The following is a 13,162-nucleotide window of genomic DNA, read 5'->3' as shown; positions in this document are numbered from 1 at the left end:
CGCCGGCATCCGTGGTCGGTCGGCGTCCGCCGGCGTGCCGGGATGCAAGCGATCGTGGCCGACACCCCGGAGATGGATGCCTCGACCCGGGGTGTCGCCGCTGATCCCTTGCATCCGCGCACGGCGCGCGCAGCTCGCCCGCCGGGTCAGGGCTCGAGCGGGGCGACATCGACCGAGACGCGCAGGGTCGAGGTCTTCGCCTCGGTGAAGATGATGCCCTTGACGGGCGAGACGTCGCCGTAATCCCGGCCCCAGGCGACCGTGACGTAGCGGTCGTTGGCCCACTGGTCGTTCGTCGGATCGATCGCGAGCCACTGGTCGGTGCCCGGGAGCCAGACCGCGAGCCACGCGTGCGAGGCGTCGGCGCCGAAGACCCGCTCCTTGCCGGGCGGTGGCTGCGTCGCGAGGTAACCCGAGACGTAACGGGCCGCGACGCCGTGCGAGCGCAGGCACGCGAGGGCGACGTGAGCGAAGTCCTGGCAGACGCCGGCCCGCTTCTCGAGCGCATCGGCGACGGTGCTGGTGACGGTGGTCGCGGTGCTGTCGTAGTCGAAGTCGGTGTAGATGCGGTGCATCAGGTCGGTCGCGGCTTCGCCGATCGGGCGCCCCGGGGTGAGCGAGATCGCGCCGTAGGCGGCGGTGGCCTCCGACTGCGCGACGCGGGGCGAGGGCATCGCGAACTCCGCCGCGCGCCACGCTCCCTCCTGGTCGGGATGCCGCAGCGGCCGCGCCGTCTCCCAGGAAAGCGCGAGCGCAGCGGCGTCGTACTCGGGAGCGGTGACCGCGACCTCGCTCGACGCCTCGATCGACAGCGCCTCATGCGCGTCGGTGACGTGGAAGTACGTCGACCAGTTGCCGAAGTAGTCGGAGTCGCGACGCATGTCACCCGGGGCGGGGGAGACGACGACCTCCGCCTCGCGCACCCGCTGCCCGGGCAGCTCGCGAGGGATCAGGTGGAACTGCCCGACGCTGTCTTCGACGGGATCGCTGTAGGTGTAGGCGGTGCGATGCCAGACGCGGTACTGCTTCACGCGCGAGCCTCCATCAGTTCCTCGATGAGGGCGAGCGACGACAGCGCGACCGGGGGCGGTCCGCTCTCGAAGTGCAGCTCGTCGATCGCGTCGCCCAGCTGTTCGAGCTGCGCCGTGAGGTCGTCGAGCAGCTCGGCGAGAGGCGATCGGATGCCGTCGACGGCATCCCCCAGTGCATCCGTGTCGATCGCCCCGACGAGGTTCTCGAGGTCGTCGACCAGGCGTTCGGGGCGTGTCGACCCCGTCGACGCGGGGGCTGCGGCAAGGTGTGTGCGCAGCTCGGCGAGGCAGAACGCGAGTGAGCGAGGATTGTCGGGGTCGCGCAGCAGCAGGTCGAGCACGTCGCCGAGGCGCACCGCGCCACGGAACCGGCGCCGGTGGGTGACGATGCTCTCCGACGCGGTGAGCAGCGCCTCGAGCACGGCCCGCTCGGTGCGCGCGTCGCGGCGGTCGACGACGACCCGCAGGATGTGGCACACCTGAAGTGCGCGCTCGAGGAAGCGTCCCGCCTCGATGAAGTGCCAGCCGGTGTCGCGCATCATGTTGGCGGTCACGCCCTGCAGCGACAGCACGACCGTGAGCATGCGTCCCGCCGACTCGGCCGTGCGGTGGGCGTGCGGCGACGCCCGCAGGGCGCGGGAGGCGCGTTCGATGCCGGCGAAGACGCGCCACGTGTCGCCGGACAGCTGGTCGCGGACACCGTCGAGCGCGTCGCGCAGTCGGCTGAGCGCGTGGGCGGTCGACCCGACCCGAGCCGAGTCGAGCAGCAGCGACCGGAAGTCGGCGTCAGCGGCATCCGGTCCCGGGCCGGCGAGTCGGTGGATGGCGTCGCGCAGGACGCGGGCGCTCGTGTGGCTGGCGCGGCCGGCCCCGGCGAGGTCGAGCTGCTGCTGCGCCGTGAGCACGAGCCGCAGCAGGTCTTCGGCCCGTTCGGCGTATCGCCCCGACCAGAACATGTCGTCCAGGGCGCGCGGCGCGATGCTCGGAGCACTGCGGCCGCCCGGGAGCGGACCGATCTCGACGAGGCCCTGGTCCGCGTCGCCCTCGGCGGCCTTCAGTACCCAGACGTCCTTCGTGGTCGGGGCTGCGTCGGGGCTCTCGCGCACCGTGGCGAGGCCGCCCAGAAGCGGACGATAGGCCGAGCCATGGCGCAGGGTGAACGCGCGGAAGATCAGAGCCCGGGCACGCGCGCCCTCGCCGGTCCAGACCGGGGCCTGCGAGAGGGGCAGCAGCTCCTGACCGACGTATCGGTGCGGGTTCGCCTCGATGCGGTCGGCGATGGCCGCGGCATCCAGCCCCGTGAGATCCCGGCGTGAGCCATCGAGCGTACGCACGAGCACGGAGTCATCGCCCGCGCGGACGCGTTCGAGCACGACGGCGCGCGCCGCCTCGTCGCCGCACCACCACGTCGGGACCGCCGAGAGGCGGAGCTGTTCCCCGAGCAGGGCTTCGCATGCGGCCGGGAGGTAGGGCAGGAGCGCCGGATTCTCGAGGACGCCCGCCCCGAGCCCGTTGACCAGTCGCACGGTTCCGCGGCGCACCGCCTCGGTGAGGCCCGCGACACCCAGGCGCGAGTCGGACCGCAGCTCGAGGGGGTCGCACCATTCCGCGTCGACGCGGCGCAGGATGACATCGACCTGCTCGGTCGGTTCGCGGCGGGGCCAGCCGGTGGGCTTCATCCACACCCGCCCGCGGCGCACGACGAGGTCGCTGCCCTGCACGAGCGACAGGCCCAGGCCCCGCGCGAGGAAGGCCTGGTCGAACGCGGTCTCGGAGTGCGGCCCCGGCGTCAGGACGACCACGCGCGGCTCGGTAACGCCCTCGGGTGCCGACGCGGCGAGCGTCGCATGCAGCGCCGAGAAATAGGGCTCCATGCGGTGCGGATCGCTCTGCTGGTACAGGTCGGGCAGCACCTGCGAGATGACGCGGCGGTTCTCCATCGCGAACCCGAGCCCAGACGGGGCCTGCACGCGGTCGGCGAGCACCCGCCATTCGCCGTCGGCGTCGCGGCCGAGGTCGGTGCCCGACAGCAGCAGCGGATGCCGGTCGGCCGCGGTCGCTCGCGCGAGGGGGCGGAGGAATCCCGCGTGACCGAGCACCGCGGCGGCGGGGACGATCCCCGACGAGAGCAGGGTCTGCGGTCCGTAGAGGTCGGCGAGGACGGCGTTCAGCAGCTCGGCGCGCTGCGCGAGGCCCGTCTCGAGCGGGGCCCAGCTGGCCGCGTCGACGACGAGCGGAACGGGGTCGAGCTGCCAGGGCTGGGCGCCGCTGTCGGGCCGGACGTAGGTCACACCGTCGTCGGCGAGGAAGCGGGTGATCTCTCCCTCGACGCGCGACAGTTCGGACGGCGTCAGGGCCAGCGCGAGGCCGGCGAGCGACTGCCACGCGGGGCGGAGGCCGCCGTCGGCATCGACCACCTCGTCGTACCGCGAGAGGTCGGCCGGGCCGTGGGGAAGCGACGACAGAGGCAGTGTCGGCTGGGACACTGCGGCGGCGTAATCACGGAGCACGCTCACGTCGGCACTCCAAGGCGGGAGGGATCTCGGGCTGAGGCAACCTTACCGGCGCGGACTATCGTTGAGGCGTGAGCTCAGACGACCCGGCCTTCGTCGTCCGCCCCGCGAAGGCGAGCGACGTCCGCGGCATCCGCGAGATGCTCGACCCCTGGGTGCAGCGACGAATCCTGCTTGGCAAAGACCTCGTGGTGCTCTACGAGTCGGTGCAGGAGTTCGTCGTCGCCGAGGCCGACGGGCAGCTGATCGGATGCGGCGCCCTTCACGTCATGTGGGAGGACCTCGGCGAGGTGCGCACCCTCATCGTCGTGGACGAGTGGCTGCACCGTGGGGTGGGCGGCGCCATCGTCGACCGGCTCGAGCAGGGCGCTCGCGAGCTCGGTCTCTCGCGCCTGTTCTGCCTCACCTTCGAGGTCGACTTCTTCGCGCGGCGCGGGTTCGAGGCGATCGGCGAGCAGATCGTCGACGCCGATGTGTACTCGCAGCTGCTGCGAAGCCCCGATGAGGGCATCGCCGAGTTCCTCGACCTCGCGCACGTCAAGCCGAACACCCTGGGCAACACCCGGATGCTCAAGCACCTGTAGGCGTGCCGCCGGGGCGGCATCCGACCTGCGGCCTACCCTGGCTTCATGACCGACACGCCGCCCCGACGCCGTCATTCGCCCGCGGTCTACCGCCGGCGACGTCTCGTGCTGCTGCTCGTCGTGCTGGTGCTCATCGCCGCTGTCGTGCTCGCGTTCTGGCGGCCGTGGGAGGGATCGGCAGCGGACAGCACTCCCGCTCCGGCTGCGTCGTCGGATGCCGGTGAGGCACCGGCGTCACCGCCCGCGGATCAGCCCACGCCCGCGGCATCCCCCAGTGCGCCGCAGCCGTCGTCGGACGCGACGCCGGCCGAGGTCGAGGCGTGCTCCGCTCGGTCGGTCCAGGTCTCGGCGGTCACCGACAAGGAGTCCTACGGAGCCGGCGAACTGCCGCAGCTGTCGATCTCGCTGACGAACTCCGGCTCGGCTCCCTGCCTGCTCAATGTGGGCACGGCGACGCAGAAGCTCACGGTCGCGAGCGGACCCGACGTGTGGTGGCGCTCGACGGACTGCCAGAGCGAGTCGAGCGATCAGGTCGTGCAGATCGACCCCGGCCAGACGGTGTCGAGCGTGACTCCGATCACCTGGGACCGCACCCGCTCGTCGGTCGACACGTGCGACGCGGAGCGTCCGGCCGCGCCCGCGGGCTACTTCAACCTGGCGGTCGAGATCGGTGGGCTCGCAGCGCAACAGGAACGACAGTTCGTGCTGCGCTGACGCGTTCACCGACGTGAGACTTTTCTCACCGGAGAGAGGGCGACAGGTGGCGAGCTCGGCCGTAACCTGGATGCAGTTCCCCGAGGGCCCCCGCTGTCCCCAGCAGCGAGTAGTCGCGAAACCCCCCAGAATCGCGACGACGGATCCCCACCTCGGGTGAGCGATGGGCCCTCTCGATTTCCTCAGTCCCCAATGAAGAGTTCGAGAGGGCCCCTTCTCTCTCTAGGCTGAGGTGATGGCTGGAAAGAAGCGCGGCGCGAAGAAGCCGGTGCCCGAGTTCCGCAACCCGCAGCTCGCAGACGCCCTGCAGACGCAAGACATGGCTGCCCTCGCATTCGCGTTGCGGCACGGTCCGACGGTGGTGCCGCTCATGCGACCCGGGAACCGTGACGATCCGCGCGACGTCGGTGAGATCTGGACGTATCGCGATCCGAACACCGGCGATGTCGCGCTGCTGCTGTTCAGCGATGCGGCGCACAAGCCGGAGGCGCTTCCCGCCCACGTGGCGTTGCAGTCGCCCGGGGGCCTGCGCGCCTTCCTCGGCGTGCACGAGGCCGAGATCAGCACCGTGTTCTTCGACATCGCCGGCCCGCACCCGATGCAGGCTGCCCCTCAGGACGTGATCGCCGCCCTCGACGCCTGACCTCGGGCTCGGGCTCGGGCTCGTGGTTTGGGTTGGCAGGTGGTGCCCCCTCGGCGCGTGGGTGGGGGCGTGAACTGCCAGGTGAGTCCAGGTGAGTCGGGGTGGGCGGGTCAGAAGCCGGCGTCGGCGGCGGATGCTGCGGGCTGGCGCACCTGTAGATCGCGCATGGCTCCGCCGATGGTGCGGGATGAGGCATCCACCACGGCGGTGTAGCCCATGCGCTTCGCTTCGGACTGTCGCTGGCTCGACTGGGTGACCGGGCGGATCTCTCCGGCGAGGCTGAGTTCGCCGAAGGCCGCCACCTGTCGCGATACGGCCCTGCCGCCGACGGCGCCCGCGATGGCGATGCCGATGGCGAGGTCTGCGGCAGGCTCGACGAGGCGCACACCTCCCACAGTGGAGACGTAGACGTCCTGGTCGCTCGTGACGGCGACGCCGCGCTTCTCGAGCACGGCGAGGATCATCGCGACGCGCGCGCTGTCCACTCCGCTGACGACACGTCGAGGGTTAGGGGCGCCGGTCTTGAGGGTCAGCGCCTGAACTTCGACCGGCAGGGCACGACGCCCCTCGAGCGCGATCGTGACGCACGTGCCCGGCACGGGGTCGCCGTGCCCGAGGAACAGGGCGCTCGGATCGGGCACCTCCGCGATGCCGTCGCCCGTCATGTCGAAGCATCCGACCTCATCCGTCGGCCCGAAGCGGTTCTTCAGCGCTCGGACGAACCGGAGCGAGGTCTGGCGGTCGCCCTCGAAGTGGCAGACGACGTCGACGAGGTGCTCGAGCACCCGGGGGCCGGCGATCGACCCGTCCTTCGTGACGTGTCCGACAATGAGGACGGGGAGGTCACGCTCCTTCGCGACGCGGATGAGCGTCGACGCGACCTCTCGCACCTGGCTCGGCTGGCCCGCGACCCCGTCGGACAGCGACGACGACACCGTCTGCACCGAGTCGACGATGAGGAGGTCGGGACGCACCTCGTCGACGTGGCCGAGCACCGTGGCGAGGTCGGTCTCGCTCGCGAGGTAGAGGGCATCGTGCAGCGCGCCGGTGCGCTCGGCCCGCAGGCGGACCTGGCCGAGCGATTCCTCCGCGCTGACGTACAGCACTCGCCGACCCGAGCGGGCGGACTGCGCGGCGACCTCGAGGAGCAGGGTCGACTTTCCGACGCCCGGCTCGCCCGACAGCAGGATCGCCGCCCCGGGTACGACGCCACCGCCCAGCACGCGGTCGAACTCGCCGACGCCGCTCGAACGTCGAGGCGCCTCGGTCGTGTCGATCTCGGTGATCGGACGAGCGGCGCGGGCAGCGCCGGGGCTCACCGCCGTGACGGTCGACGTGATGCCGGTCTGTGTCGCCGCCTCGACGACCGTGCCCCACTGCTGGCACTCACCGCATCGGCCGACCCATTTGGCCGTCGTCCACCCGCACTCGGTGCACTTGAAGGCCGAGGTGGCGGCGGGACGTCGAGAGGCCATGCGTCCAGGGTAGGCGCGACCTCCGACATCCCTCGGCCACCGGCCCCTCGCGAGCCTCGCCCCGATACAACTGTCGGACCGGTGGTGCGGATGTCGTCTTCCCGGGGCTCCGGGACGACACCAGCACCGCCGGTCCGACGGATGTATCGGCGTACCGACTGATCAGCCGCGCAGGGAGGTCGCGACCTCGCTGAGCGCCGCGGCCGAGTGCTGGAACAGCTCGAGCTCGCGCTCGGAGAACTCGATCTCCCGCACCGGGAACGCGCCCCGGCGGTTGACGACCGACGGCACCGACAGCGCCATGCCGTCGACTCCGTGGAAGTCGCGCAGCACCGTGGAGACGGGCAGCACGGCATCCTCGTCACGCAGGATCGCCTCGACGATGCGCGCGCTCGAGAGGCCGATGGCGTAGTTCGTCGCGCCCTTGCCCTGGATCACCTTATAAGCGGCGTCGCGGACGTCGATGGCGATCTGGTCGAGCTCCTCCTTCGTGAACTTGGGCTGACCGTCGAGCGGCACCCAGTCGAGGATCGGCACCGTGCCGATGGTGGCGTGCGACCACAGCGGGAACTCGGTGTCGCCGTGCTCGCCGACGATGTACGCGTGCACGCTCGAGATCGAGACGCCGGCGCGACGCGCGATCTTCCAGCGCAGGCGCGAGGTGTCGAGCACGGTACCGGAGGCGAAGATGCGCTCGGGCGGCAGGTCGGTGGCCTCGTGCGCCAGGACGGTGAGCACGTCGCAGGGGTTGGTCACGATGACGAAGGTCGCGTTGGGGGCGACGTCGAGCAGCTGCGGCATCATCGAGGCGATGATGCCCGCGTTCACGCCCGCCAGCTCGGTGCGCGTCTGCCCGGGTTTCTGCTTCGCGCCCGCGGTGATGACGACGACGTGCGAGCCCTCGGCGACCGAGATGTCGGAGCCGCCGATGATGTCGCTCGAACCCGTGAACTGTGCCCCGTGCGCGAGGTCGAGCACCTCTGCCTCGGTCTTCTCAGTCGCGATGTCGTAAAGCGCCACGTGACGGGCCGATCCCCGGATGAGGGCCGCGTAGGCCACGCTGGATCCGACGGCGCCCGCGCCGACGACGGTGAGTTTGGAGTTCTCGATCGCGCTCATGATCTCAGTCTGGCAGGGGCGAATGAGAGTCGCTACCGGCCCCCTCGCTGCCCCGCGTGCGGGTCGCTCGCGTTGAGTGCGCGCACGACGTCGGCGTAGTCGCCGCGCGCTTCGCCGTGGCGCAGGAACTCGACGCGCTCGACGAGCACCTCGCCCACGTCGGCATCCCGCTCGAGGATCGACATCACCTCGTCGACGAACTTGTCGAGCGGCTGTGCGTGCGGGTTCTCGGCGTGACCGGGCATGAGGTCGGTCTGCACGGCGGGCGGCACGAGCTCCACGATCGACACCGGCGATCCTGCGTACTGCAGTCGCAGTGATTCGCTCAGCATGTGGATCCCGGCCTTCGTCGCGTTGTAGCTGGGGGTGGCGTCGAGCGGGGCGAAGGCCAGGCCCGACGAGACGGTCATGATCGTGGCGGCGGGGCGTGTCAGCAGGTGCGCGATGAACGCGCCGATCAGCCGGATCGGTCCCAGCAGGTTCGTGGTGACGGTGCGTTCCGCGCTGTCGACGAAGCCCGCGGGAGAGGTCCAGTCCTCGGCGTTCATGATGCCCGCCATCGTGACGAGCACGTCGAGATCGGGATGCCGTTCCAGAACCTCGGCGGCGGCACGGCCGATGGATGCGGCATCCGATGTGTCGATCTCGACGCCGTCGATGCCCGGGTGCGACGAGCGGAGGTCGTCGATGAGCTCGCGACGGCGCCCGCCGACGATGACCGTGTTGCCGCGCTCGGCGAGGGCGATGGCGAGCGCGCGGCCGATGCCGCTCGTCGCGCCGGGGATGAAGATGGTGCGTCCGGTGATGTCCATGCCCCGACTCTCGTCGCGGCATCCTGGTGCATCCAGGCACGCCCGAACGGGGGAGCGGCGGTCCCTGGCTCGGGCGGGTCGCCGCGTTCACAATGGATGCGTGGACCGTGCCGCTCTCGCCCGATTCCTCCGCGCGCGCCGCGAGCGACTGCATCCGGAGGACGTCGGGCTGCCGTCCGGAGAGCGCCGCCGTGTGGCGGGGCTCCGACGCGAAGAGGTGGCGCAGCTCGCCCTGATGAGCGCCGACTACTACACGCGCCTCGAGCAGGAGCGCGGGCCGCAGCCGAGCCTGCAGATGCTCGCCTCGCTCACGCGGGCACTGCGGCTTTCGCGTTCCGAGCGCGACCACCTGCACCGCCTCGCTGGGCACACGCCGCCCGAGCGTTCCGGAGCCGCCGATCACGTCGCGCCGGCGCTGCAGCGGGTGCTCGATCGGCTCGACGACATTCCGGCGCTCGTGATCAGCGAGCTCGACGAGACTCTCGCGCAGAACGATCTCGCGCGGGCTCTGTTCGGCGCGCGTGAACGGCGCATCGGACCCGAACGCAGCGGTGCCTGGTGCTGGTTCGTGCATCCCGTCAGCGAGCGGGCGGTGTACCCGGCATCCGATCACGACCGGCAGAGCCGGGCGATCGTGGCGAACCTGCGCGCCGTCGCGGGCCGAGGTGGCGCAGGGTCGCGGGCCGCGCGTCTGGTCAATGACCTGCGCGAGCGGAGCGCCGAGTTCGCGCGGCTCTGGGACCTCGAGGAGGTCGCCGAGCGCTTCGCCGATCACAAGGTCGTCGTGCATCCGGCCGTCGGCGAGATCGAGGTCGACTGCCAGGTGCTGTTCACGGAGGACCGCTCGCAAGCCCTCCTCACCCTCACCCCGGAGCCCGGGTCGGAGGCGGCGGAGAAGCTGCGGATGCTGTCGGTGCTCGGGCCGCTCGCGGCGGAGCGCTCGCCGGCTTGAGCGTCAGTCAGGCGCGGTCGGGGCTGCTGCAGCTGAGGGTGCTCTGTTCCGGATGCCGGTGAAGGCGATGAGCCCGCCCGCGGCCATGAGCGCGGCGGTGACGATCGCTGCTCGGTGGAATCCATCGAGGTCGAGCGCGCCGCCCACGATGGGTGCGAGGAAGGCGATGACCACGAGGCCCGCGACGCGCGCAACGGCGTTGTTGACCGCCGAGGCGATGCCCGAGCGCTCGGAGTCGATCGCGCCGAGGATCGTCGAGGTCAGCGGCGAGACGGTCACGCCGAGTCCGAGTCCGAACACGACGAGGCCGGGCAGCACCTGCCACCAGTAGTCGAAGCTCTCGCCGACGAACAGCAGCATCAGCGCGCCGGCGGCCATGACGAGGGGCCCGACGGTCATGAACAGGCGTCCGCCGAGGCGTTCCGCGAGCGAGCCGGCCCACGGGCTCAGCACGATCAGCAACACCGTCGTCGGCAGGCTCGCGAGGCCGGCCAGCGTCGCGCTGAGGCCGGCGCCCTCTTGCAGATAGACGCCGACGACGAAGCCGTTGAGCGAAAGGGCGGCGTAGACGAACAGGGTCGCGAGGTTTCCGGTCCAGTAGTTGCGCGCGCGGAAGAGCCCGAGGGGCAGGATCGGATGCCGCGACGTGCGCTGCCGAATCAGGAAGGCCGCGAACATCACGGCACCGCCGGTCAGCGGCATCCAGATCGCGGGAGAAGTCCAGCCGAGGTTCGGCTGCTCGATCAGCGCGAAGACCATGCCGCCCAGGCCCGCCGTGCACAGGGCCGCGCCGAACCAGTCGATGCCCGCATTGGCCCGACGCTCGTCGTGCACGGGGAGCCGCGCCACGAGCCACAGGGTGACGGCGACGGGGAGGACGTTGATGAGGAACGCGTAGCGCCAGGACAGCAGGTCGACGAAGAGGCCGCCGAGGAGCGGGCCGACGAGCGAGGCGCCGGTCGTGAAGGCCGTCCACAGCCCGATGGCGCGCGAGCGTTCGTGGCCCTGGAGGAGCGACGTGATGAGGGCGAGAGAGCTCGGCACGAGGAAGGCGCCCGCCGCGCCCTGGACGGCGCGCGCGGCGATGAGGAAGACCGGATCCTGCGCGAGTCCCACCGCGACCGAGGCGACACCGAAGCCGATCAACCCGATGCGCAGCACGAGGAGGCGCCCGTAGGCGTCGCTCACCGAGCCCGCGAGGAGGATCAGCGACGACAGCGTCAGCAGGTACGCGTCGACCGCCCACTGCTGCGTCGCGAGACCGCCGCCGAGCTCGCGCTCGATCGCGGGGAGCGCGACGTTCACGATCGTGCTGTCGAGGAACGCGACGGACGACGCGAGCGACGCGATCGCGATGATGAGAGCTGTCTGCGGGTCCGATGATCGCGTCACAGACCCACGCTACGCCGGGCCGGGGACACCGTGGTTCGCAGCATCGCCTCGGATGTCGTAAGCTGGTCGGCGGTGACGTGTCCGAGCGGCCGAAGGTGCAACTCTCGAAAAGTTGTGTAGGGTAACCCCCTACCGTGGGTTCAAATCCCACCGTCACCGCCAGTGAAAACCCCCGGTTATCCGGGGGTTTTCTGCATGTACCGGGCGCAGTCAGGGTGGGCTGGCGGCGCCGGGGAAGGCGCGGTTCTCTTCGTGATTTTTTCTCGCTGCACCGAAGCCGAATCCGCGACGAGCCGCCTGCGGGAGGCTGACCCCCTCGAATCGCCCCCGGCGCCGCACCAGCTGCGACCGACGGCATCTTCCTTCGGGTAGAGCCGCGAGGGGCTGCCCGGTGCGGTAGGAAAGTCCCATGCCAAACAAGCCCGTGAGCCGTCGCTCCCTCGTCGAGAGTGCGAAGAACGGCGGTGCTCATGGGCGGCGTCGGCGTCGGTTTATGGCGCTCGGGAGCCTGCTTGCGATCACCGGCGGTCTGGTCACAGTTCTCTCCTTCGCACAGCCCTGGCGGACGTGCGATTACGAGGACACGTCGATCGGTTGCTCGATGCTGCCCCACGATGCAGTCGTGATGGGAGTGGCGTGCGTCGTCGCTCTCATCGGTATCGCAGTACTGATCGCCGGGCGGATGAGCCCGTCGCGGCCGCGCTCGGATCGCCCGACCTGAAGTCGACGACCCGCCCCGGCGCAGCGCCAGCTGCGACCGGGGCTTTTTCTTTCGCGCTGGCGCGCCGTGGTTGAAGAATTCTCATCCGTTCGTGCGATTCGCTTCGTCGACTGCGCTCATAGGCTGGTGATGCCTTGAGGAGGGCGGCATGACCGACGTTTCCGTGCATTTCGACACGCGTCGCTCGTCGGCAACCACGATCGTCGCGACGGGCCGAATGCATGCTCGCGGAGGTGGCGAACAAACGAGGCACGCGCGGGGCATGTCGATCGTCGCTGTTCTTGCTTTTGTGGGTTTCGCGACGGTGGGGTGCGCAGTGGCTGAGCGACCGACGCTCGAGCGGGCGAAGGCTGAGACTCATGCCGTCTTGCAGCAGATCGCGGACGAGGTTCCCGATGGTGTTGTCGAGGTACGTACCCCTGATCCGGCCTACTTGGCCTGTGACGGAGGCGGGTATTACTCGATCAACCATTGGGTTGTCACGCCAGCGCCCGGATTCGGCGGTGAAGCGTTCGTCGACGCGTTGCCCGAGCGATTGGGTGATGGCTTCGTTGTTGCCGAGGTGGTGGACATCAAGTCCCCGGCCGTGGCCCTCAACCACGTCAGCGGCGCGGCCCTCGACGTCGTGGTCCTTGAGTCGGTCGGCGGTGTTGTTGTTGTCGATCTTCTTGGACTCGCGCCATGCGGCGATGGCGAGCCGCCGACCGAATGAGCAGCGAATCAATCAAGCGGTCCCGTGCAGTGTCGGTCACTGCAGTTCTGACGCTGGCAGGCATGACGATGGCGGGGTGCGCGATGGCAGGGCGACCGACGCTCGAACAAGCACGGGCTGAGACCGAGGCAGCGATGCAACGAATCGCGGACGAGATCCCCGGAGGTGTCGTCGAGGTGCGAACTCCCGACTCGGCTTACCTGGCTTGCGATGGCGGTGGGTATTACTCCATCAACCGTTGGGCGGTCGCTCCACAGCCTGGTTTCGACGGCGAAGCATTCATCGATGCGCTCCCCGGCCGCCTTGGCTCTGATTTCGTGATCGCCGAGACGGTGGACATCAGGTCCCCAGCCGTGGCCTTTGATCACGCCAGCGGGGCTGTCTTCGACGTCAAGGTACTGGGAGTTGAAGGAGACATCGTCGTGGATCTTCTCGGTCTCGCTCCGTGCGGTGATGGCGATCCTGAGGGAGTGTGATGGGGTGTCACCTGCGAA

At 70.1% G+C, this 13,162-nt stretch carries 12 protein-coding genes and 1 tRNA gene; 7 read left to right on the top strand and 6 right to left on the bottom strand.

The window, feature by feature from the left end; all coding sequences use genetic code 11:
- Positions 1-146: 146 nt before the first annotated feature.
- Positions 147-1,031 carry a transglutaminase family protein gene (locus tag O1W71_RS12925; protein WP_269268251.1) on the bottom strand — a complete coding sequence of 295 codons (885 nt, stop codon included), beginning with the start codon at positions 1,029-1,031 and terminating at the stop codon, positions 147-149.
- Positions 1,028-3,547 carry a circularly permuted type 2 ATP-grasp protein gene (locus tag O1W71_RS12920; protein ID WP_112617663.1) on the bottom strand — a complete coding sequence of 840 codons (2,520 nt, stop codon included), beginning with the start codon at positions 3,545-3,547 and terminating at the stop codon, positions 1,028-1,030. Before O1W71_RS12920 ends, O1W71_RS12925 begins: the two co-directional genes overlap by 4 nt.
- Positions 3,548-3,615: 68 nt before the next feature.
- Here O1W71_RS12920 and O1W71_RS12915 point away from each other — a divergent pair, with 68 nt between their 5' ends.
- The 3 genes from O1W71_RS12915 (at position 3,616) to O1W71_RS12905 (ending at position 5,485) form a co-directional block, all read left to right on the top strand.
- Positions 3,616-4,128: an amino-acid N-acetyltransferase gene (locus O1W71_RS12915; RefSeq protein ID WP_269268250.1), complete on the top strand. Its 513-nt coding sequence runs from the start codon at positions 3,616-3,618 to the stop codon at positions 4,126-4,128.
- 45 nt (positions 4,129-4,173) lie between these two features.
- Positions 4,174-4,842, top strand: a complete 669-nt coding sequence (locus tag O1W71_RS12910) for a hypothetical protein (protein ID WP_269268249.1) — start codon at positions 4,174-4,176, stop codon at positions 4,840-4,842.
- Positions 4,843-5,077: 235 nt separating this feature from the next.
- Positions 5,078-5,485, top strand: a complete 408-nt coding sequence (locus O1W71_RS12905; RefSeq protein WP_112617665.1) for a dehydrogenase — start codon at positions 5,078-5,080, stop codon at positions 5,483-5,485.
- 110 nt (positions 5,486-5,595) lie between these two features.
- Here O1W71_RS12905 and radA read toward each other — a convergent pair whose 3' ends face one another.
- The 3 genes from radA to O1W71_RS12890 form a co-directional block, all read right to left on the bottom strand.
- Positions 5,596-6,960, bottom strand: coding sequence for a DNA repair protein RadA (radA, locus tag O1W71_RS12900; RefSeq protein WP_269268248.1), 1,365 nt, complete (start codon positions 6,958-6,960; stop codon positions 5,596-5,598).
- 162 nt (positions 6,961-7,122) lie between these two features.
- Positions 7,123-8,079, bottom strand: a complete 957-nt coding sequence (locus O1W71_RS12895; RefSeq protein ID WP_114588768.1) for an L-lactate dehydrogenase — start codon at positions 8,077-8,079, stop codon at positions 7,123-7,125.
- 32 nt (positions 8,080-8,111) lie between these two features.
- Positions 8,112-8,891 carry an SDR family oxidoreductase gene (locus O1W71_RS12890; RefSeq protein WP_269268247.1) on the bottom strand — a complete coding sequence of 260 codons (780 nt, stop codon included), beginning with the start codon at positions 8,889-8,891 and terminating at the stop codon, positions 8,112-8,114.
- A 100-nt stretch (positions 8,892-8,991) separates the two neighbouring features.
- Here O1W71_RS12890 and O1W71_RS12885 point away from each other — a divergent pair, with 100 nt between their 5' ends.
- On the top strand, positions 8,992-9,843 hold the full coding sequence (locus O1W71_RS12885; RefSeq protein ID WP_269268246.1) for a helix-turn-helix transcriptional regulator: 852 nt from the start codon (positions 8,992-8,994) through the stop codon (positions 9,841-9,843).
- 3 nt (positions 9,844-9,846) lie between these two features.
- Here O1W71_RS12885 and O1W71_RS12880 read toward each other — a convergent pair whose 3' ends face one another.
- On the bottom strand, positions 9,847-11,235 hold the full coding sequence (locus tag O1W71_RS12880) for an MFS transporter (RefSeq protein WP_269268245.1): 1,389 nt from the start codon (positions 11,233-11,235) through the stop codon (positions 9,847-9,849).
- Positions 11,236-11,306: 71 nt separating this feature from the next.
- On the opposite strand from O1W71_RS12880, the gene O1W71_RS12875 reads away from it, so the two are divergent.
- The 3 genes from O1W71_RS12875 to O1W71_RS12865 all read left to right on the top strand — a co-directional run bounded on the left by O1W71_RS12875 (position 11,307) and on the right by O1W71_RS12865 (position 13,144).
- Positions 11,307-11,397, top strand: a tRNA-Ser gene (locus O1W71_RS12875).
- A gap of 707 nt (positions 11,398-12,104) precedes the next feature.
- Positions 12,105-12,668, top strand: coding sequence for a hypothetical protein (locus O1W71_RS12870; RefSeq protein WP_269268244.1), 564 nt, complete (start codon positions 12,105-12,107; stop codon positions 12,666-12,668).
- The gene (locus tag O1W71_RS12865) at positions 12,665-13,144 is read left to right on the top strand and encodes a hypothetical protein (protein ID WP_269268243.1); all 480 of its coding nucleotides are present in this window, start codon (positions 12,665-12,667) and stop codon (positions 13,142-13,144) included. Before O1W71_RS12870 ends, O1W71_RS12865 begins: the two co-directional genes overlap by 4 nt.
- Positions 13,145-13,162: the final 18 nt, after the last annotated feature.

This window comes from Microbacterium sp. H37-C3 (genome assembly GCF_027157935.1).
Taxonomy (GTDB): Bacteria; Actinomycetota; Actinomycetes; order Actinomycetales; family Microbacteriaceae; genus Microbacterium; species Microbacterium plantarum.
The sequence above is the reverse complement of the archived record's forward strand: the minus strand, read 5'-3'. Positions and strand labels throughout refer to the sequence as shown.

What these genes read in the sequence shown, in the direction of transcription:
- O1W71_RS12910 (WP_269268249.1), top strand. Translation starts at nt 4,174, where the DNA reads ATGACCGACACGCCGCCCCGACGCCGTCATTCGCCCGCGGTCTACCGC.
- O1W71_RS12905 (WP_112617665.1), top strand. Translation starts at nt 5,078, where the DNA reads ATGGCTGGAAAGAAGCGCGGCGCGAAGAAGCCGGTGCCCGAGTTCCGC.
- radA (WP_269268248.1), bottom strand. Translation starts at nt 6,960, where the DNA reads ATGGCCTCTCGACGTCCCGCCGCCACCTCGGCCTTCAAGTGCACCGAG.
- O1W71_RS12895 (WP_114588768.1), bottom strand. Translation starts at nt 8,079, where the DNA reads ATGAGCGCGATCGAGAACTCCAAACTCACCGTCGTCGGCGCGGGCGCC.
- O1W71_RS12890 (WP_269268247.1), bottom strand. Translation starts at nt 8,891, where the DNA reads ATGGACATCACCGGACGCACCATCTTCATCCCCGGCGCGACGAGCGGC.
- O1W71_RS12870 (WP_269268244.1), top strand. Translation starts at nt 12,105, where the DNA reads ATGACCGACGTTTCCGTGCATTTCGACACGCGTCGCTCGTCGGCAACC.
- O1W71_RS12865 (WP_269268243.1), top strand. Translation starts at nt 12,665, where the DNA reads ATGAGCAGCGAATCAATCAAGCGGTCCCGTGCAGTGTCGGTCACTGCA.